Raw genomic sequence first — 16655 nt, forward strand, 5'->3', positions numbered from 1 at the left:
CCTTCTTCCCCGCCGTCTTCCCGTACGGCGTGGTGAAGCTGGAGGACGAGCACGTCGACTTCCGGATGTACAAACTGGGCGACAGCACGGTCATGGGCCGGATGCTGATGGGCGACGACTTCCCGCCCGAGATGCCGCCGTTCCTGAACGTGTACTTCACGGTCGCGGACTGCGACGCCGCGGTGGCGCGGGCCACCGAGCGCGGCGGGGTGCTCCGGTTCGGCCCGATGACCATGCCGTTCGGCCGGTTCGCCGCGCTGACCGACCCGCAGGGCGCGGTGTTCTCCGTCATCGACATCGACACGACCGGGGGCGAGCTGCCCCGCACGACCCCGGTGTGACGCCCGGCGGCGGTCCCGCCCGAGTTGCGGGGGCGCCGCACATGGGGTTCTTTCGAAGTGGGGAAGCAGGCGGGGCGCGCACGCGTGCGGCCCGCCCTCCCATCGCTGGGGGTGACCCTTCGTGCTGTTCGCCGACCGTGTGGACGCGGGGGAGCAGCTGGCCGAGGCGCTCCGCCGCATGGAGCGGGAGAACCCGGTCGTGCTGGGCCTGCCCCGCGGCGGAATTCCGGTGGCCTTCCAGGTGGCGCGGACGCTCGGTGCCGAACTCGACGTGATCGTGGTCCGCAAGCTCGGTGTGCCGCACCACGAGGAGGTGGCGTTCGGCGCCATCGGCGAGGGCGGGGTGCGGGTCCTCAACGAGGACGTCGTGGGCCGCCTGCGGTCCGCGCGACAGGATCTCGCGGCGGTCGAACGGGTCGAGGCTGCCGAGCTGGCCCGGCGGGCGCAGGTGTACCGCTCGGGCCGGCCGCGCGTCCCGCTGGCCGACCGGACGGTGATCCTCGTGGACGACGGCATCGCGACCGGCGCCACGGCCGAGGCCGCCTGCGAGGTCGTGCGGGCGCAGCGCCCGGCCCGGGTGGTGGCGGCCGTTCCGGTGGCCCCGCCGGAGGCGGTGATACGGCTGCGGCGCAGCGCGGACGAGGTGGTGTGCCTGTCCGTGCCGCGCCTGTTCCACGCCGTCGGCGAGTGGTACCGGGACTTCTCCCAGACCTCCGACGAGGAGGTCGTCACCCTGCTGACGGAAGCCGGGTACGGCGGACGCGTACCTCCCGGCAGCGACTGACGGCCGCTGCCCGGGGGGCCGTACCCGGCGCGGCCCGCTCCTCCACGTTCCCCGGCCCTCGCGGTCCGCATCGTCCGCTCGGCCCGCACCGTCCGCTCAGCCCGCTCAGCCCGCTCAGCCCGCGCAGTACGTGTCCTGTCCGGGCCGCTCCCCCGTCGTCAGGAACGTGGTGACCGCGCGGTCGCCGCAGGCGTTGCCGTTGCCCAGGTAGACGCCGTGCCCGCCGTGGTCGACGGTGACCAGCCTGGCCCGGTCGCCGAAGGCCTCGCGCATCTTCAGGGCCCCGAAGTACGGGGTCGACGGGTCCCGCAGTCCCTGGATCATCAGGATGTTGGACGGTCCCTCGTCGGTGATCCTGGTCGGCCGGTCGGCGGGGGCGTCCTTCCAGAAGGCGCACGGGGTGATGTTGGCCGGCAGCCCCGCGGTCAGCGGATGCTCCACCCGGCCGACCGCGACGGCGCGCCGGTAGTCGGGCACCGAGGCCGGCCAGCGGACGTCGTTGCAGACCACGCCGATCGTGACCGCGGCGGCCTCGTCCGACAGCGGCCGGTCCAGTCCCGGCGGCAGGACCGGCTTCCCCGCCGGGTCGCCGCCCGCCCGGATCAGTTCGGCGAGCCGGGAGAAGGCGTCGTCGTCGTACAGGGCCATCTGGACGGCCTGGCGCAGCCGGTTGCCGGTCAGCGGCACACCGGGCGTGGTGGTCGGCCTCGGTTCGCGGTCCAGCCGCGCGGCCAGGTCCAGCACCAGCGGCCGTACGTCCCGCGCCTCCCGGGCCAGTCGCAGCCCCTCCGCCTCCCTGGCCGGGTCCGCGGCCCAGCGCGCGAAGTCGGGGAACCGGTCCTCCGTGGCCCGCGCCATGTTCTCCATCCAGCCCCGGTTGACCCGCGACGGGTCGGGGTCGCCGCTGCTGTCCAGCACCCAGCGGTCCGTGTGCCGCGGGTACTTCTGCGCGTACACGGCGCCCACGTACGTACCGTACGAGCTGCCCCAGGCCGACAGTTTTCCCTCGCCCAGCGCCTGCCGGAACCGGTCGATGTCGCGCACCTCGTTGGCCGTGGTCAGGCTCCACAGCATCGCCCCGCCGTTGCGGGCGCACGCCTCGGCGGTGCGCCGGGACCGCGCCACGTTCTCGGTGATCGAACCGTCGGCGGCGGGCCAGGACCGCAGGTGCACCAGGTCGCGGTCCTCCGGGGCGAGCCCGCAGCTCGCCTTCGTGCTGCCGCCGACCCCGCGCGGGTCGAGGCTCACGACGTCGTACCGGCCGCCCGTCTCCCGTTGCAGCCGCTCCCCCTTCTCCGTCACCAGGGCCACCCCGGAGGAGCCGGGCCCCCCGGGGATCAGCAGCAGCGTCCCGCGCCGGTCCCCGGGGCGGTCGCTGCGGACCCGGGTCACCGCGATCCGGGCCCGCGGACCGTCCGGGTCGCGGTAGTCGACCGGTACGGACAGCTCGGCGCACTCCTGGGCGGCGGGACCACCGGCGACGGCGCAGGGCCTCCAGTCGAGCGCGGTCGACGCGGGCGACGTGGACGACGCGGGTAAGGACGCCCGTACCGAGGGCCCGTCGGCACGGGCGGACGGGGTCACGGCCCCGGCGAGGGCGGCGACGGCGACTGCGGCGGACAGGGTGGCGAGCGCGATGGAAGCGCGGTGGGTGGTCATGGCACAAGCCTGTCCGGGCCGGGCCGCGCGGCCCATCCGGGAGGCGGGACGGTCCCGGGTGGGGCTACCCCCATAGGGTCCGTCGGGCAGCCACCCGGTCGCCGCCCGACCGCCGCCCGGTCGCGGCCGAGGCGGCGGCGATAGCCTGGTGTACCGGAGCAGGCAGGAGAAGAACGCCCATGGGAGCCCGGAACCCCCAAGGTCCCGTCGTCGCGGTGGTGGCGCTCGGCGGCGCGCTGGGAGCGTCCGCCCGGTACGGGGCGGGGCTGATCTGGCCCACCGCCCCGGGCGGCTTCCCCTGGACGACGCTGTGCGTGAACGTCATCGGATGCGCGGTGATCGGCGTGTTCATGGTGGTGATCGGCGAGGCGTGGTCGGCGCACCGGCTGGTGCGGCCGTTCTTCGGCACGGGGGTGCTCGGCGGGTTCACCACGTTCTCCACGTACGCGGTGGACATCGAGCGGCTGATCGACGCCGACCGGGTCCGTACCGGTCTGGCGTACCTGGGACTGACACTGCTCGCGGCCCTCGCGGCGGTGTGGAGCGCGGTGTGGGCGACCCGCCGCGTCCTGGCCTGGAGGCAGGCATGACGACCCCGAACACACCGAACACGTCGAACACGTCGAGTACGCCGCGCACGGAACGGGCGCTGCGCCTGACGGTCCTCGTCGGCGAGTCCGACGTCTGGCACCACAGGCCGGTGTTCACGGAGATCGTGCACCGGGCCCACCGCGCGGGACTGTCGGGCGCGAGCGTGCTCCGCGGGATCGAGGGCTTCGGTGCCTCGTCGATGATCCACACCCAGCGGCTGCTCTCGCTGAGCGAGGACCTGCCGGTGGCGGTGGTGATCGTGGACACGGAGGAACGCGTGCGCGCGTTCCTGCCGCTGATCGCGGAACTGGTGGCGGACGGCGGCCGGGTCGTCCTGGACGAGTGCGAGATCGTGCGCTTCGGCACGGACGACCGGGAGCGGACCGGGGAACGGGACGGGGAACGGGACCGGGACCGGTGAACTGGCTGTTGGTGATCGTCGGTGCGGCGGTCGGGGCACCGCTGCGCTATCTGACCGACCGGGCGGTGCAGTCCCGGCACGACACCGTCTTCCCGTGGGGGACCTTCGCGGTCAATGTGAGCGGTTCGCTGATCCTGGGCCTGCTGACCGGCGCGGTGGCGGCCGGCGCCGCCTCCTCGCACGTCCAGCTGCTGATCGGTACGGGGCTGTGCGGGGCGCTCACCACGTACTCGACGTTCAGCTACGAGACGCTGCGGCTGGTCGAGGACGGCGCCAGGTTCTACGCGGCGGCCAACGTGTTGGCGAGCGTGGTGGCGGGGCTGGGCGCGGTGTTCGTCGGCGTCTCGCTCGCGCAGGCGCTCTGGCCGTAGGAACCGGCGTACGCCGCGTCGCGCGACACGGTCGGCGTCCCCTGCCACCGCAATGCGAGGCGGTGGCAGGGGAACGCCGTTGAGGAGGAACCGTCACCGGACGCCGGGCGATTCAACCCGTTCCGCGTCGACAGCGGTCCGTCAGGCGCCGACGCTAGGCAACCGTTCGCGCCCCGCGCCCGGCACCACGCCGGTCCCCGTCCCGGCACCACCCCAACAGCGGGCGTGCTCCATCACCCGACCGGAGGAGCCTCGGGCCGTACGGAGAGGGTGTACGTGCAGCCTGCGTCGGGGACGACGACGAGGAGCGGGTTGCCGTTCTTGAGGTGGGCGTGGGCGGCGCGCTGGCCGTTGCGGTCCTGGTACCAGGCGCGCAGCTCGGCGGAGTGGTCCGGCCCGGGTGCTCCGGGCAGGCGCATGGAGGGCGTCACCCAGGCGGAGTGGCGGGGGTCGGGGTCGAGCCGGTCCACGATCCGCAACGCCTGCCCGCCGAGCCAGCGCAGGGCGAGGACGGGGGAGATGGTCCGGAAGGTGCCGAGCACGTACCGCGCCGTGTCCCCGGTGCCGTACACCGGCCCCTCGACCACCGCCTCGCACAGGTAACCGCCGGGCTGCCGGGACTCGTTCACAGAATCCTCCCCGCGCTGCGGGCATTGCACCGGGCGGTCTCGGCCCGCAGCCGCTCCATGGGCTCCGGAAACCGCACCTCCGCCGGCTCCGCCTCCCACTCCGTACCGCCGCAGACAGGCCGTAACGACCAGTACGGCCCGGACACCCCACGGAACTCACCCACCTGATTCAGGTGGCCGGTATCCACCAAGAGCGTTCCGAGAAGCGGGACTTGTGGGGGTTCCTGCTGACTCGCGGCAGTATTCTCTTCGGACACCGCCGACTCCTCTCCGTAACGGCACCGCTACCAAGGGGGATCAGCGTGGCCTACAGTCCGGAGCGCTTCAACTTGTTGAGCGCGAGCGAAAAGTCAGGTGACAGCCGTTGAACCGCAAGGACCTGGATCCCGAGAGCAGCCCCGAGGCCGCCTTCGGCGCACGTATTCGCAGCTCGCGCGAGTCTCGCGGCTGGAAGCAGGAGGAGCTGGCCAAGCACATGGGCTACTCCGGCACGCACATCTCGGCCGTCGAAACCGGTCGCAAGATGCCGACTCTTCGGTTCTCGCGCAGCGCCGACCAGGTTTTCGGGACGGGGGAGACAGCCGACACGTTCGAACGCCAGTACCGGGAGCTCCGGCACGGCTCGTTGCTGGAGGGCTTCCCGCAGTACGTGGGTTACGAGGGGCGTGCGGCGGAGATCCGCCTGTACGAAGTCGGAATCATTCCTGGGCTGTTGCAGACACCGGAGTACGCACGGGCCCTGGCGGAAGGCGACGTGTGGCGCGGGTCCATCACCCCCGAGCAAGCGGGGGACCGCGTCTCGTTCCTGGCAGAACGCCAAGCCGCGTTGGTACGCCCCCGCCCTCCCACAATGCTGGTGGTGATGGACGAGAGCTGCATCCGCAGGCGGGTCGGCGGGGAGGAGGTGATGGCCGCCCAGCTGGACAGGTTGCTTGAGTTCGCCGGGCAGCCGAACACCGTGCTCCAGATCGCCCCGTTCGCCGGGGCGGAGCGCCGCCCGTTCAACCTTCCGATGAACTTGTTGACACTGCCGGACCTGTCCGCCGTCGCATATGCGGAGTCCCAGATGCGAGGCCATCTGGAGCGCGATACGACCTTGGTGCTCCCCCTGCTGGCGTCCTACCATCAGTTGCAGGCCGAATCGCTGTCCCAGGCGGCGTCCGTGGCCATGATCAACGAGGCACGAAAGGGCACCCCGTGACGTCCGAATCCCCCCGCTGGTTCAAGTCTTCGTACAGCTCCAACGGCGGCAACTGCATTGAGGTCGCCGCCAACCTCGTCGCCCCGCACGGCATCGTCCCCGTCCGCGACTCCAAGACCCCGCAGGGCCCGACACTGGCCACCTCCCCCGCGTCCTTCGCCGCCTTCGTGGCAGGCGTCAAGGCCGGAGAGTTCGGCACCGTCTGACCACCGGCAGGTTCAGCGCATCCACCCGAGAAGCCCCGTCGCCCACCGCACGACGGGGCTTCTCGCTGCCCGGACCTTTCTCCAACCACCGCTCTACACAGCCGAGTTCAGGCCGCACCGAGCCACTACCGGTTTTCCCCACCACCCCGGAGGGCACCTGGCACGCGAAGCGCCCCCGTACTCGACAAGGAGCCCGCGATGCCCAGGACCGAGTCCCGCAACTGGTTCAAGTCCTCCTACAGCGACAACGGCGGCCAATGCATCGAGGTCTCCACCGACCTCACCGCCGTCCGCGACTCCAAGACCCCGCAGGGCCCGACACTGGCCACCTCCCCCGCGTCCTTCGCCGCCTTCGTGGCAGGCGTCAAGGCCGGAGAGTTCGGCACCGTCTGACCACCGGCAGGTTCAGCGCATCCACCCGAGAAGCCCCGTCGCCCACCGCACGACGGGGCTTCTCGCTACCCGGTTTTCCCCGCACCCCCGGAGGGCACCTGGCACGCGAAGCAACCTCATGGATGAGCGAATCCGGACTAAAAGAGTGTTTTGTCCTGGCGGGGGTGTTTGGTAACTGGCGTGATGTCAGCCGCTTGGGGCCGTCCGTGTCGGCGTGTGAGGATCCACCTGTGGAGTGTGATGTGTGTGGACGGTCGATGTGGCAGTGGCCGGTGCCGCCGACGGCGGGGGAAGGGGAGATCTGGTCCTGTTCCTGGTGCCATGCCGCCACTCACGTGGGCGGCGAGTGGTTTGAGATCTCGCGACCGCCGTACCTGCCCATGGAGATGCGCTGGGAGAGGGCCGTCGCGGATGGCCTTCCTGCTGGTGTCTCCCATGCCTTCGGTATCTTCGACAGGACGTTGTGCGGGATCCGGGAAACTGGCTTGTCGCCGTCCGATCGCTGGTGGCTGCCAGAACGAGAGAATGCCTGTGGTGCCTGCCGGGAAGTGGCGGGTGTCATCGACGACCGCTGGCCGCAGGCTATGAGAGGTGAGGCCGCGCGGGTCAGTGTGGCCCGGGGGCTATGAATCCTTCCAGTTCGGAGTCGACTCCCGGGTGAGCCTGCGGCTCATCAGGTCGATCATTGCGAGGCGGATCATGGCTTCGGAGCGGTGCGGGTGGGTCTCGTAGTCGCGGGCGAGGCGGCGGTGGTGCATGACCCAACCGCCTGGCTGCACCAGTTCAAACGGCTCCGGATCTGCTACGAACGACGCGCCGACCTCCATCAGGGCCTGCTCGAACTGGCCTGCAGCCTCATCTGCCTCCGTCGTCTGCACACCTCACGATGAAGCGAGCGGTCAGTTGAGGATGATCGGATTGGTGAGTGCGGCAACGTGCCCGTTGGGATGGCGGACCTCGATGCGGACGAACGCCGAGTCCTCCGCCGTCGTGTCCCACTGCACCACGCCCGCCCCGTCACCGGGGAGAGACGCCCGGTGAACCTTCCCTCGATCGGTGTGGAAGCTGACGGCCCCCACCGACACACCTCGCACTGCTGCCTGCACTTCCACCTGCCCACCATGAGTCGCGAGCCGTTCTCCCACCCCGGCAACGCGACCATCGGCATTGGCGGTGAAAGACACGTCCACGTCCGCCGACTCGGCAATCCAGCTGCGGCCGGCACGGATTCCGGCCAGGACCGCCTCGGTGCTCAGCTCCTCGGCGAAGACCACAGTGTGGGGGATGCCGATCTGCCCCTCCAAGTGAGTGTCGCTGTTGCCCATCGCCGGCCGCCACGAGCCCGTGTGAATATCCGCCGCGAGGCTCCGCCCCCACTCCGCCAGGGCCGCCTCATTGTCAGCATTCCAAGGCCGGTCCGAAGTCCACAGTCCGTTCCACACCTCCACCACGTCAAAGCCCTGGAAGGGGAACATGAAGTCGCCCGACGCGTAGGGCGCATGCGGGTGCGCGACCACGCACAGGCCCCCTACTCGATGGACTTGGTCCAGGCAATGGTCGATCAACCCGTCCCTGACCTGGTGGTTCCAGTCGACGACCTCGCCAGGGCTGATGCCGAGCGCGAGCCAGTGCCCGGTCTTCGTGGTCACTTCCTCACCCAGAAGGATCAAGAAGTCATCGGCAGCCAGATACCCCCATCCACCGGGGATCGCGGCTGAGTTGTGCTCCGTCGTCGCGATGAAGTCGAGCCTGGCGGCGCGCGCCCGAACGGCCAACTCTTCAGGGGTGAGTTCCCCATCCGAGTGGACGGAGTGGACATGGCAGTCCCCGCGGTACCAGGCCGCCCCGCGTCCGACCGCCCGCGTCGGCGGGAAGCTCAAACTCGACAAGGCTCTCTCCCCCCAAAGTCCTGTCACGCCAACGCGCAAACACAGCAACCGGTTCCGTCGCGTCACTGAGCAACCGTCTCAGCCGAGAGGTCAGACCAAAATCTCATTCTGAAACGATCAGTAATTCACAATCTCGACCCTCTTGATGAAGTGCTGGAACAGCAGCTGGGAGGCCTCGTTCTCACCCAGACTGAAACTGAAGTCGCCCTTTTTCTCCTGCTTCATACCGACGTAGCCTCCGAGCGAACCCTCACCCTGTGAACCCTCGGGCATGGGCCTGTCGGGCCCGTGAATATTCCTGAGAGCCTGGGGCGCACGCCCTGGGCTGGTTCCCGCAACGGCCATGTAGTCGGGGCCGAAAAGGAGTTCGTGAGCGCCGGGCTTCAGCGTGAACTTCACCAGCACCTCGTCGTCCCCCTTGCTGTAGGTACGGGCCTGCGCCTCGTCCCCGAGGTGCCCCTTCACCGGTATGGCACCGATTCTCGGATGATCCCCGCTTGCCGCTTCATGGAAATCACCGACGGCGTTCTCGTCGCCTTTGTGCTCCTTTATCCACTGGGTCGTGTCGGACTGGCGGTCGTTGTTCCACCAGTCCATGATCGCGTCGCCTTCGGTCCGCTTCATGCCCCGGAAGATCTCCAGGCTGCCCATGGCCTGGATCTGTTTCTGATCCTTTCCCCTGTACTTGTCCTTGAGCTGGCGCAGGAGACCGGGCACGGTCGTGGCGATGACTTCCTTCAGCTTGCGCTCGTTCGACTTCGGGCGAGCGCTCTGCTGCGGCTGCCCCGCCGGCTGCTGACTCGCCCAGTAGGCGTCCGTCAGGCGATCCTGCACATCGGGAGCCCGCTGCACGGTCCGCTCCCCGGCTGCGGACCGACGGCCCGTCGCGCCGCGAGCTTCCGCCCGGGCCACGACCGGGCCCGACATCACTCGGCTCGCGTTGGCCTCGGCTTCGCGTTCGAACCGGTCCGAGGGATCCGACACCCGCAGCCCGGCCCCGTTGTCGGAGCCGGCGACAGGACCCGTGCGCTGCTGGATGACGTGCGTCAATTCGTGGGCGAGGGTGTGCTTGTCGGCACCGCCTTCGCCGATCACGACGTGGTTGCCGGCGGTGTAGGCCCGAGCGCCTATTTCCGCTGCCGAGACTTGCGCGGCCGCGCCCACGTGGATGCGGACGTCCGAGAAGTCCGCGCCGAGCCGGGTTTCCATCTCGCTGCGCGTGCCGTCGTCGAGGGGACGCCCCGGAGCGCGCAGGACATCGTGGACGGTGGAGCGTTGCACGAGGTGCTCGGTCCGCAGGCCGTCGTGGTCGACGCCGTGCTCGTGTTCCTCCTGGGCTCCCGGGTGTCCGGCCTGACGGAGCATCTGGACAACCGCCGCGTTGCCGACGCTGCTCTGCAACGACAGGAGACCGGAGGGCTGTGCCCAGTTCTCGGTTCGGGATTGGCGGGCCGGTGCCCTGCCCTTTCGTGTCTCTGCCGACCTGGCCTGGTCTTCGGCGCGCATGCGACCTTCCCCCTGTGGGCAAACGGTTCCTTCTGGCATACCCGAGACACGGGCGGCCGGACCAGGTACCGGAGGGCACAGTGGGGGCAACGTACGGGGGCGGTCGGCACATGACCACGGCGCCGACGACCGGGCCGCCGGGTCCGTCCGGCTCACGGCGACGGCGAGCGGGGGTGCCTCCATGTTCTTCGTTCTTCGTTCTTCGTCAAGCGTCTGGGCAGCCTTCGACGAGCGCGCCTACGTCTTCCACGGCACCGTCACCGTCGTCTCCATCCGGCGTGGAACAGCTGACAGGCTGTGCCCATGGACATGGAGGTGCTCAGCGCAGATGACTACGAGTCGGTGCATCGGGCAAGCCAAGGTTTGGCGGCGCGGTACGGGATGGTGACGCTCAACGCCATGATGGAGGCGTGGGAGGCATTGGTACAGGATGTCGAAGAGGGCTTCGACTCCGAACTCGTCTGGGAATACGCGAACATGCTTCGTTGCCGCAGATGGCTGGCGGAGGCGTGGCCCGTGTTCACCGACAGGATTCGGGCCGCGCGGCAGGCGGAGCTCGACGCGCTGGATGCCCGCTTCCAACTGGCTACCGTGCCGCTGCACGGCCAGGCGGACGATGCGCGGTGGCATTCGCGGCGACCGCTTCTGATCGTCGGCGACACTTTGCCGGAACTGCCCGGATCCTGGGTCCTGTGACACGTGCGAGCTGATGTCCAACCGCCGGTCGGATCACCGGAGAATGCCTCTGAACTGGGAAGACAGGGCTTGTCCAGGGTCCTGTCCGCCCCAACGAGAGACACTCTCCAGGTGAGGAGGCGCAGCGCGTCGTACCCGCGTGTCCGTATCGGGAGTGGCGGTCACGGGGGTGGTCTCCCAGGCCGGGGGTGTGCTGCTGGTCGAGACCGCCCGCAAGAGCGGCCTGGATACCGCGATATCGGCGGCGCTCGCGCCCTGGCGGCGCCCTCGGACGGTGCACGATCCGGGCAAGATCCTGCTGGATGTGGCGCTCGCGGTCGCGCTGGGCGGAGGGAGAACGCGGGCTCCGACACCGCCGCCGCCCAGGTTGTCGCCACCGCCCGCCGTCGGCGCCTTCGGTTCGGCCGTCACCGGCCCTGGACCGATGTGATCACCAATGCGGTCCAGCGACTTGCGGCTCTCCCGAACCCCGCCCGACGCAACAGCCGGGCCCTCACCGCACCCGCAACCAGCCATGACACCGAAACGGCCCGCCGGATAACCTGACGGGCCGCCACAAAAGATCGAGGCTAGTAGTACCCCTTCACCTCGTCGAGCAACTCCCGCACGATGTCCGCGTGTCCCGCATGCCGCCCAGTCTCCTCGACGAGGTGGATGAGCATCCAACGGAGGTTGGCGCTGCCGGCGTGGAAGTCGGGGTGGCGGCCGACGTCGTCCAGGGAGGCCGCGGCCACGATCTCGTTGCTGCGGGCGCACTGGGCCTCGTACTGCATCAGCAGCTGCTCCAGCGGAACGCCGTCGACCCGCCAGTCGGCGCCCTCGTCCGTCTCGTCGAAGGACGGGTTCTGTGTCTTGTCGCCGCCGAGGAAAACCACCTCCAACCAGGTGTGCTCGACCCACCGCATGTGGCTGATCAGCCCGGCCATCGTCATCGCCGGCGAGGTCGGGATTACGGAACGGTGCGCGTCGGCCTCGCTCAGACCATCGCACTTCCATCGCAGGATCTGCCGCTGGAGGTCCAGCCAGCCGGTGAGCGCGGTGCGCTCATCGGCCTGCAAGGGGGGACGCTCAAGTGAAGGTGCCATGCCTGCACGTTACGCGGTCACAAGATCCACTGGACAGGTCCGCGGGTACGGAAGACTGAGGCCGGCGTTCATGCCGGCGAGGGGAGGGGCAGATGCTCGGGACCGCGTTCGGTGTGCTCGACAGGGTTCTGGACGTTTTCGTGGTGGTCACGGGGCTGGGCTGCGTGTGGCTGGGATGTCAGGCCCTGCTCCGGCCCCGTCGGCCACCGGAGCCCATCCATGGGCCCGTGTGGGTGGTCCGGTCCTGGGGTCTCGGCTTTGTCCTGCTGGGGATATCCCTCGCCGTCGAGATGGTCCTCCCGATGACCGGCAGGGAGTCGGGCCTGCCGGCGGACGTGATCCGCCTGGCCGCCGGTCCGCTCGTGGCCGGCTCGATCGTGGCGGCCTTCGTCGTCCGGGGATGGCAACGCCGCCGGTCCCGAACGGCGAAGGGCAGGCGGCGACGGGCATGAGCCGATCCGTCTCCCGGGAGGAGGCGGCCCCAGGGGCCGGGTGAGCCGAATAATGCTTTGACGGCCCCGGCAGGCGTCCTGTTGGCTGAACGAGTCGTTCTGATTCGTTCTGGGCCCGTGTGCCCTGGAAAAGGGTGTTTTGATGTCCCGGCTCGCGCCGAGTGCGCCTCGCCACACCGCGTAACCGTCCGCCGTTTCCGCCGCCCGTTTCTCCGGGCCGCTGCCGGACGCTTCCTCCGGTGTTCCCGCCTGCCCGATCGCCGCCGTCCCGTGACGTCATCGGGCCGCCCTCCGACGAGGCCGCTCGGCCTGCTCTTGCTGTCCTGACCCATTTCCAGCAAGGAGCACCCGGGTGTCCAACCACACCACCAACAACAACACTCTCGGCCTCAGCACCTTCACCTGCGCGTGGTGCGGTCTGACCGTGTCCGCGTACGCCGACGGCGCGCTGCGCAACCACTGCCCGTCCTGCCTGCACTCCCGGCACGTCCTCGACCACGTCGAGGGCGGTCCGAGCGACTGCGAGGGCCGGATGTCCCCGATCGCCATCGCCGTGCTCCGCACCGGTGACTGGCGGGTGATCCACCGCTGCGTGCGCTGCGACGAGCTCACCTCCAACCCGGTCTGCGCGGACGACAACCAGCTCATCCTGATGCGCATGGCGGTCCGCCCGCTGGCCCAACCGCCTTTCCCGCTCGAAGCGTTCGGAACCCTCTGACCGCCCGGACAGGAAGGAACACCACCGTGTCACGCAACAACCGCCGCGACCGCGGACGGCGCCGCCCGCAGCGGCACAAGGACGTCCTGCACACCCGGGGCGACCACCGGGCCAACGACTTCCGGTGCGCCTCCTGCCGACTGGACGTCCCACTGGACGCGCCCGGGACCGCGCACCGCAACCACTGCCCCAACTGCCTGGCCAGCCTGCACGTCGACCGAAGGATCCCGGGCGACCGCGACGCGGACTGCCGGGGCCGGATGGAGGCACTGGGCATGTCCGTCCGCGCCGACGGCGAGTGGATGATCATTCACCAGTGCGTCTCCTGCGGTGAACTCAGCGCCAACCGCATCGCCGGCGACGACAACCCCCTCGCCCTGGTCCGCCTGGCCCTCAGACCCCTCGCCGACCCCAGGGCCGCCGGCCGCGTCCTCCTCGCCCTGTGACCCGGACACGGCGACTCCGGGCGGGGCGCGCCCCGCCCGGCCCAGCGTTCTGCCCGGCCGATCCGCCGCCCGGTCCCGCGTTCTGCGTGACTCGGCTTCGCCCGCTGGGACACCATGGAGAGATGGTGACTTGGCAGCGGATGTGTTGGGGGGACTGGCTCTGCTGGGGACCGGTGCAGGAGTGGGGCTGCTGGTGTGGGTGACGGTGGCGCACCCGGAGGGGTCCGCCCAGGGCTGGGGCGTGGTGGGCGCGGTGGCCGGGCCGGCCACGACCGGGGCGTCGTTGGCGGAGCCTCCTTGACCGTGTTCAGGTCTTCACATCCAAGGCTTTCAGGGCATCTCGCCCTTCTATTGCTCCTGCCTGATGTGCGAGGCGAGCCCCGAAGCCGAGCAACCCAGGAAGGACAGGTTGAAACGGAAACATGCGGCCCTGCTGCGGGGTGCGGCTCTGCCCGCGCTGGTCGCCGCGCTGCTGATGGGAGCGATGTCGACCCAGGCCGCGGCCGACGGCGGGGACGGCCACGGAGGTGACGGCAACTGCCCGAACGCCTGCCCGCACGGAAAGCCCGGCCCTCCGGGACCTCCCGGACCCCCCGGACCTCCTGGACCTCCTGGACCCCCCGGACCGACCCTGCCGACCCAGATCGTCCAGGAAACCCACATGCTGACGTCCGGGCTCAACACGGGAACCGCGACCTGCCCGCCGGGAACCGTCATCACGGGCGGCGGAATGAAGACGCCCCTCGGTGGCAACAACCTCACGGTCCAGCCGTACGAGTCCCACCCGTCCGCCGAGGACACCTGGACGCTGTCCTTCAACAACTCGGCCGGCACTTCGGGCTCCTACGTGGTCTACGCCATCTGCCTCCCCGCGACCCCGACGGGCTGACCGCCGGTCGGGTGGCGCATCCTTCGCTCCGGCTGCCGCAGCCGCCCCGGCAGCCGGAGGCCGTCTGTCGTCATACAGGATTCGGGCCCGCCGCCCCCTCCTTCGGGGCCCGCATGCTCACCGGACCGGTCGCGCAACGCGACCGGTCCAGGTCACCGCGCGAGCCCGGTCCGCCGAGGAGCCCCGTTCCCGCACCAGCCCGGACCGGGACCCGAAAGGGCCTCATCAATCCAGTGGCACATCAATATTCCCGCCCCCGATCGATTACCGGGGGCGGGAATAGTTCAGCCACTAAAAGCTAAGATCCGATCAGCTCTCGCTGAAGTTGGAGGACTTCACGCACGCGGCACCGGGAACGCTCCAACAAAGGTGCATGTAGTACTGCGTGGAACCCACGATGTCGTACGTCTTGCTGTCGCAGCCGCTGTCACCCCCGTCGGTGATCGTCCACATGATCTTGTTGTCGGAGGCGCGATACAGGCTCATCTGGACACCGTGGCCATCCGCGTTGGTGTCGCACACGGTGAACTTGTCTCCGCTGTCCGTGAAGGTCGCAGTACCGCGGTTGTTGAGGGTCACGGTCTTGTTCGCCGCGTAGGCCGGGGACGTGCCCAGCGCCAGCACCGTACCCAGCGCGACAGCCAGGCCCGCGGTGGACCGGACCACGTTCTTCATCCTCATGATGTTTCCCCCTTGCTCGGTGAAATCGGCGCAGTTGCCCTTTCTCGCCTGCCCGCCCAACTGTTCCGCATCATCAACGCGCAGGCAACGGGTATCTAAAATTCCGGTTGCCACCTTTACGTGAAGCCCAAACCATCCGGCGCCGCCGGATGAAAAATAGGATGAACTCGCGCCGATCATCGAATATTGTCAGCCGATTAACCCTTTCCGACCTGGCCGGCGCCGGGCCAGTCGCCGGGTCAGGGGCGAGTCGGCGGCAGGGCCCGCAGAGGCCGCCGCGGAACGTTTCGGGGCGACCGCGCGGGAAGGGCTCCGCAGTCCGAGGGATTGGCACCCGCTCACCAGAAAGGTGCCCCGGCCTTCGCACCGGACACGACGTGAAAACTCGCATCCTCAAAGGCCGAGACACCTTCTCCACTGCCGGGGCGCCAGGTCGATCAACCTCTCCCGGATCAGCAGGGCCGATTCAGGAGAGCGGGTTACGCGTCAGCAGGCCCGCCAGGAGCTGATCCTGTCGTTCGCGGTCGGCCCGACGTTGGGGCGCGACTCGCCCGGCCCAACCCTTGCGAGAAGGGCGCCGCCGTAACCCGCATTGTCGTAGAAACAAATCGTTGAACCCGTACGATTCCACAGCGCAGTCGTCAGATCGTTCATATGATCACCGACATTCTCCCGGCTGGTTCCCGGCTGGAAGAGGAAGCGCCCCTCGTAGTTGCTGTCGCCCCATACGCACACGTAGTCGTTGGGGCAGTCGTTGGGATTGGCCATCGCCTGCGCCCCGCCCGCGACGACCGTGGTCGCCGTTACGCACAGACCGGCGACGATTCCGGCCAGCATGGTCTTCTTCACAGGATCTCAAATCCTTTCGCTGTCCTCCGTACCGCCCGGCCGCAAGGAATTCTTCTCGCGCAAGGCCACATGGCGGCACGGCGACACGCTACCCACCCGACGAACCATCAACCTCGGTTCGTCAGCGAATGTCCGGAACCCGGCAGTCAGAAATTACAGACGCCATCCCCCAAGAGTCTCCCGGAAAACAACTTGCTCTCGAATCGCCATGACTGCGCCGGGTGGTCAAGGGTCAGAACATTCGAGCCATTTCCCAGCAGTGCCTGAACTCAGCGTTTAATCTGCTTGTTTTTCTTCGGTTCCGACTGTGTTCATGCCCGGCCGGTGTCGGATTCGGGTTCGGGTTGGCGGCAGGGCCTGCACAGGCCGTCGATGAACGCTTCGGGGCGGCCGGGTGTGCGGCATTCGGTGCACTCGACCATCATCCGGCGCAGCGGTGCCTCCGACACGGGCCGGGGCGTGGGGACGGGCATGCGGGGCGGGAGCTTGTCGCGCAGGCGGCGGCGTACGAACCCGAAGGGCGAGCCGACGGCATCGGGGAGCCCGGCGGTCAGAGCGCCCGTCAGGTACTCGGCGCCCACACCCCGTTCGAACCACTCGGCCGCCAGCTGCTCCAGCTCCGCACAGTCCGCCGCCGAGAGCGCCAGCCTCGCATCGGCACGACCCAGCCGCGCCAGGGCCATGAACGCCCGCGAAGGCCGCCGCTCCTCACCGGCTTCCAGCTTCGGCTGCGGTTCCGGTTCCAACTCCCGGTCCGGCTGCGGCTCTTCGGTGCGCTGCTGCGGAAACGGAACCGGAACCGGCACGGGAACGGGAACGGGCGCTGCTGCCGGTACGGGCGTGGGCTC

The 16655-nt window shown here is 69.4% G+C and carries 21 protein-coding genes and 5 pseudogenes; 16 read left to right on the top strand and 10 right to left on the bottom strand.

The window, feature by feature from the left end:
- Positions 1 to 341: VOC family protein (locus ABZZ04_RS38225; RefSeq protein ID WP_356936851.1), on the top strand; the 341-nt coding region annotated here is incomplete at its 5' end.
- Between the two features lie 121 nt (positions 342 to 462).
- Positions 463 to 1089, top strand: a pseudogene (locus tag ABZZ04_RS38230) (phosphoribosyltransferase family protein); the annotation flags it as partial.
- A gap of 150 nt (positions 1090 to 1239) precedes the next feature.
- Here the strand turns inward: ABZZ04_RS38230 and ABZZ04_RS38235 are convergent.
- On the bottom strand, positions 1240 to 2784 hold the full coding sequence (locus tag ABZZ04_RS38235; RefSeq protein WP_356936852.1) for an alpha/beta hydrolase: 1545 nt from the start codon (positions 2782 to 2784) through the stop codon (positions 1240 to 1242).
- A gap of 179 nt (positions 2785 to 2963) precedes the next feature.
- On the opposite strand from ABZZ04_RS38235, the gene crcB (ABZZ04_RS38240) reads away from it, so the two are divergent.
- From crcB (ABZZ04_RS38240) to crcB (ABZZ04_RS38250), 3 genes are read left to right on the top strand one after another with little or no spacing between them, the layout of a single operon-like run.
- Positions 2964 to 3374: a fluoride efflux transporter CrcB gene (gene crcB / locus ABZZ04_RS38240; protein WP_356936853.1), complete on the top strand. Its 411-nt coding sequence runs from the start codon at positions 2964 to 2966 to the stop codon at positions 3372 to 3374.
- The gene (locus ABZZ04_RS38245) at positions 3371 to 3796 is read left to right on the top strand and encodes a DUF190 domain-containing protein (RefSeq protein WP_356936854.1); all 426 of its coding nucleotides are present in this window, start codon (positions 3371 to 3373) and stop codon (positions 3794 to 3796) included. The genes crcB (ABZZ04_RS38240) and ABZZ04_RS38245 overlap by 4 nt, the downstream gene beginning before the upstream one ends.
- Positions 3793 to 4167, top strand: a complete 375-nt coding sequence (crcB, locus tag ABZZ04_RS38250; RefSeq protein WP_356936855.1) for a fluoride efflux transporter CrcB — start codon at positions 3793 to 3795, stop codon at positions 4165 to 4167. Before ABZZ04_RS38245 ends, crcB (ABZZ04_RS38250) begins: the two co-directional genes overlap by 4 nt.
- Positions 4168 to 4400: 233 nt before the next feature.
- Here the strand turns inward: crcB (ABZZ04_RS38250) and ABZZ04_RS38255 are convergent, their stop codons facing one another.
- Both ABZZ04_RS38255 and ABZZ04_RS38260 read right to left on the bottom strand, forming a co-directional pair.
- On the bottom strand, positions 4401 to 4796 hold the full coding sequence (locus ABZZ04_RS38255) for a hypothetical protein (protein ID WP_356936856.1): 396 nt from the start codon (positions 4794 to 4796) through the stop codon (positions 4401 to 4403).
- Positions 4793 to 5053: a hypothetical protein gene (locus ABZZ04_RS38260; RefSeq protein WP_356936857.1), complete on the bottom strand. Its 261-nt coding sequence runs from the start codon at positions 5051 to 5053 to the stop codon at positions 4793 to 4795. The genes ABZZ04_RS38255 and ABZZ04_RS38260 overlap by 4 nt, the downstream gene beginning before the upstream one ends.
- A gap of 107 nt (positions 5054 to 5160) precedes the next feature.
- Here ABZZ04_RS38260 and ABZZ04_RS38265 point away from each other — a divergent pair, with 107 nt between their 5' ends.
- The 3 genes from ABZZ04_RS38265 to ABZZ04_RS38275 all read left to right on the top strand — a co-directional run bounded on the left by ABZZ04_RS38265 (position 5161) and on the right by ABZZ04_RS38275 (position 6596).
- Positions 5161 to 5997 (top strand): helix-turn-helix transcriptional regulator, encoded by an 837-nt coding sequence (locus ABZZ04_RS38265; RefSeq protein WP_356936858.1) that lies wholly within the window; start codon positions 5161 to 5163, stop codon positions 5995 to 5997.
- Positions 5994 to 6203, top strand: coding sequence for a DUF397 domain-containing protein (locus ABZZ04_RS38270; protein WP_356936859.1), 210 nt, complete (start codon positions 5994 to 5996; stop codon positions 6201 to 6203). Before ABZZ04_RS38265 ends, ABZZ04_RS38270 begins: the two co-directional genes overlap by 4 nt.
- Positions 6204 to 6401: 198 nt before the next feature.
- A complete protein-coding gene (locus tag ABZZ04_RS38275; protein ID WP_356936860.1) occupies positions 6402 to 6596 on the top strand; it encodes a DUF397 domain-containing protein in 195 nt (64 codons plus the stop codon).
- Positions 6597 to 7219: 623 nt separating this feature from the next.
- On the opposite strand, the pseudogene ABZZ04_RS38280 reads toward ABZZ04_RS38275, so the two are convergent.
- Positions 7220 to 7363 (bottom strand): annotated as a pseudogene (locus ABZZ04_RS38280) (IS5/IS1182 family transposase); the annotation flags it as partial.
- On the opposite strand from ABZZ04_RS38280, the pseudogene ABZZ04_RS38285 reads away from it, so the two are divergent.
- A pseudogene (locus ABZZ04_RS38285) lies at positions 7364 to 7486 on the top strand (IS5/IS1182 family transposase); the annotation flags it as partial. It lies immediately after the preceding pseudogene.
- A 9-nt stretch (positions 7487 to 7495) separates the two neighbouring features.
- Here the strand turns inward: ABZZ04_RS38285 and ABZZ04_RS38290 are convergent.
- Positions 7496 to 8485, bottom strand: a complete 990-nt coding sequence (locus ABZZ04_RS38290) for a CehA/McbA family metallohydrolase (RefSeq protein WP_356936861.1) — start codon at positions 8483 to 8485, stop codon at positions 7496 to 7498.
- A 117-nt stretch (positions 8486 to 8602) separates the two neighbouring features.
- A complete protein-coding gene (locus tag ABZZ04_RS38295) occupies positions 8603 to 9991 on the bottom strand; it encodes a DUF4157 domain-containing protein (RefSeq protein ID WP_356936862.1) in 1389 nt (462 codons plus the stop codon).
- Positions 9992 to 10294: 303 nt separating this feature from the next.
- Between ABZZ04_RS38295 and ABZZ04_RS38300 the strand changes: the two genes are divergently transcribed.
- Positions 10295 to 10687 carry a hypothetical protein gene (locus ABZZ04_RS38300; RefSeq protein WP_356936863.1) on the top strand — a complete coding sequence of 131 codons (393 nt, stop codon included), beginning with the start codon at positions 10295 to 10297 and terminating at the stop codon, positions 10685 to 10687.
- 111 nt (positions 10688 to 10798) lie between these two features.
- A pseudogene (locus ABZZ04_RS38305) lies at positions 10799 to 11018 on the top strand (transposase); the annotation flags it as partial.
- A 238-nt stretch (positions 11019 to 11256) separates the two neighbouring features.
- On the opposite strand, the gene ABZZ04_RS38310 reads toward ABZZ04_RS38305, so the two are convergent.
- Positions 11257 to 11772, bottom strand: coding sequence for a DinB family protein (locus ABZZ04_RS38310; RefSeq protein WP_356936864.1), 516 nt, complete (start codon positions 11770 to 11772; stop codon positions 11257 to 11259).
- Between the two features lie 92 nt (positions 11773 to 11864).
- Here ABZZ04_RS38310 and ABZZ04_RS38315 point away from each other — a divergent pair, with 92 nt between their 5' ends.
- The 5 genes from ABZZ04_RS38315 to ABZZ04_RS38335 all read left to right on the top strand — a co-directional run bounded on the left by ABZZ04_RS38315 (position 11865) and on the right by ABZZ04_RS38335 (position 14277).
- Positions 11865 to 12224, top strand: coding sequence for a hypothetical protein (locus ABZZ04_RS38315; RefSeq protein WP_356936865.1), 360 nt, complete (start codon positions 11865 to 11867; stop codon positions 12222 to 12224).
- A 352-nt stretch (positions 12225 to 12576) separates the two neighbouring features.
- Positions 12577 to 12942, top strand: coding sequence for an RNHCP domain-containing protein (locus ABZZ04_RS38320; RefSeq protein WP_356936866.1), 366 nt, complete (start codon positions 12577 to 12579; stop codon positions 12940 to 12942).
- A 26-nt stretch (positions 12943 to 12968) separates the two neighbouring features.
- A complete protein-coding gene (locus tag ABZZ04_RS38325) occupies positions 12969 to 13388 on the top strand; it encodes an RNHCP domain-containing protein (protein ID WP_356936867.1) in 420 nt (139 codons plus the stop codon).
- 130 nt (positions 13389 to 13518) lie between these two features.
- Positions 13519 to 13689: a hypothetical protein gene (locus ABZZ04_RS38330; RefSeq protein ID WP_356936868.1), complete on the top strand. Its 171-nt coding sequence runs from the start codon at positions 13519 to 13521 to the stop codon at positions 13687 to 13689.
- Between the two features lie 360 nt (positions 13690 to 14049).
- Positions 14050 to 14277, top strand: coding sequence for a hypothetical protein (locus ABZZ04_RS38335; protein ID WP_356936869.1), 228 nt, complete (start codon positions 14050 to 14052; stop codon positions 14275 to 14277).
- Positions 14278 to 14586: 309 nt separating this feature from the next.
- On the opposite strand, the gene ABZZ04_RS38340 is transcribed toward ABZZ04_RS38335, so the two are convergent.
- From ABZZ04_RS38340 to ABZZ04_RS38350, 3 genes and pseudogenes are all read right to left on the bottom strand, one after another.
- Positions 14587 to 14958, bottom strand: coding sequence for a hypothetical protein (locus ABZZ04_RS38340; RefSeq protein ID WP_356936870.1), 372 nt, complete (start codon positions 14956 to 14958; stop codon positions 14587 to 14589).
- A gap of 486 nt (positions 14959 to 15444) precedes the next feature.
- Positions 15445 to 15807 carry a peptidase inhibitor family I36 protein gene (locus ABZZ04_RS38345; protein ID WP_356936871.1) on the bottom strand — a complete coding sequence of 121 codons (363 nt, stop codon included), beginning with the start codon at positions 15805 to 15807 and terminating at the stop codon, positions 15445 to 15447.
- 311 nt (positions 15808 to 16118) lie between these two features.
- Positions 16119 to 16655, bottom strand: a pseudogene (locus ABZZ04_RS38350) (MarR family transcriptional regulator); the annotation flags it as partial.

The sequence above is a fragment of the Streptomyces sp. NPDC006435 genome (assembly GCF_040612315.1).
GTDB lineage: Bacteria > Actinomycetota > Actinomycetes > Streptomycetales > Streptomycetaceae > Streptomyces.

What these genes read in the sequence shown, in the direction of transcription:
- ABZZ04_RS38235 (WP_356936852.1), bottom strand. Translation starts at nt 2,784, where the DNA reads ATGACCACCCACCGCGCTTCCATCGCGCTCGCCACCCTGTCCGCCGCA.
- crcB (WP_356936853.1), top strand. Translation starts at nt 2,964, where the DNA reads ATGGGAGCCCGGAACCCCCAAGGTCCCGTCGTCGCGGTGGTGGCGCTC.
- ABZZ04_RS38245 (WP_356936854.1), top strand. Translation starts at nt 3,371, where the DNA reads ATGACGACCCCGAACACACCGAACACGTCGAACACGTCGAGTACGCCG.
- ABZZ04_RS38275 (WP_356936860.1), top strand. Translation starts at nt 6,402, where the DNA reads ATGCCCAGGACCGAGTCCCGCAACTGGTTCAAGTCCTCCTACAGCGAC.
- ABZZ04_RS38295 (WP_356936862.1), bottom strand. Translation starts at nt 9,991, where the DNA reads ATGCGCGCCGAAGACCAGGCCAGGTCGGCAGAGACACGAAAGGGCAGG.
- ABZZ04_RS38300 (WP_356936863.1), top strand. Translation starts at nt 10,295, where the DNA reads ATGGACATGGAGGTGCTCAGCGCAGATGACTACGAGTCGGTGCATCGG.
- ABZZ04_RS38310 (WP_356936864.1), bottom strand. Translation starts at nt 11,772, where the DNA reads ATGGCACCTTCACTTGAGCGTCCCCCCTTGCAGGCCGATGAGCGCACC.
- ABZZ04_RS38315 (WP_356936865.1), top strand. Translation starts at nt 11,865, where the DNA reads ATGCTCGGGACCGCGTTCGGTGTGCTCGACAGGGTTCTGGACGTTTTC.
- ABZZ04_RS38335 (WP_356936869.1), top strand. Translation starts at nt 14,050, where the DNA reads ATGCTGACGTCCGGGCTCAACACGGGAACCGCGACCTGCCCGCCGGGA.
- ABZZ04_RS38340 (WP_356936870.1), bottom strand. Translation starts at nt 14,958, where the DNA reads ATGAGGATGAAGAACGTGGTCCGGTCCACCGCGGGCCTGGCTGTCGCG.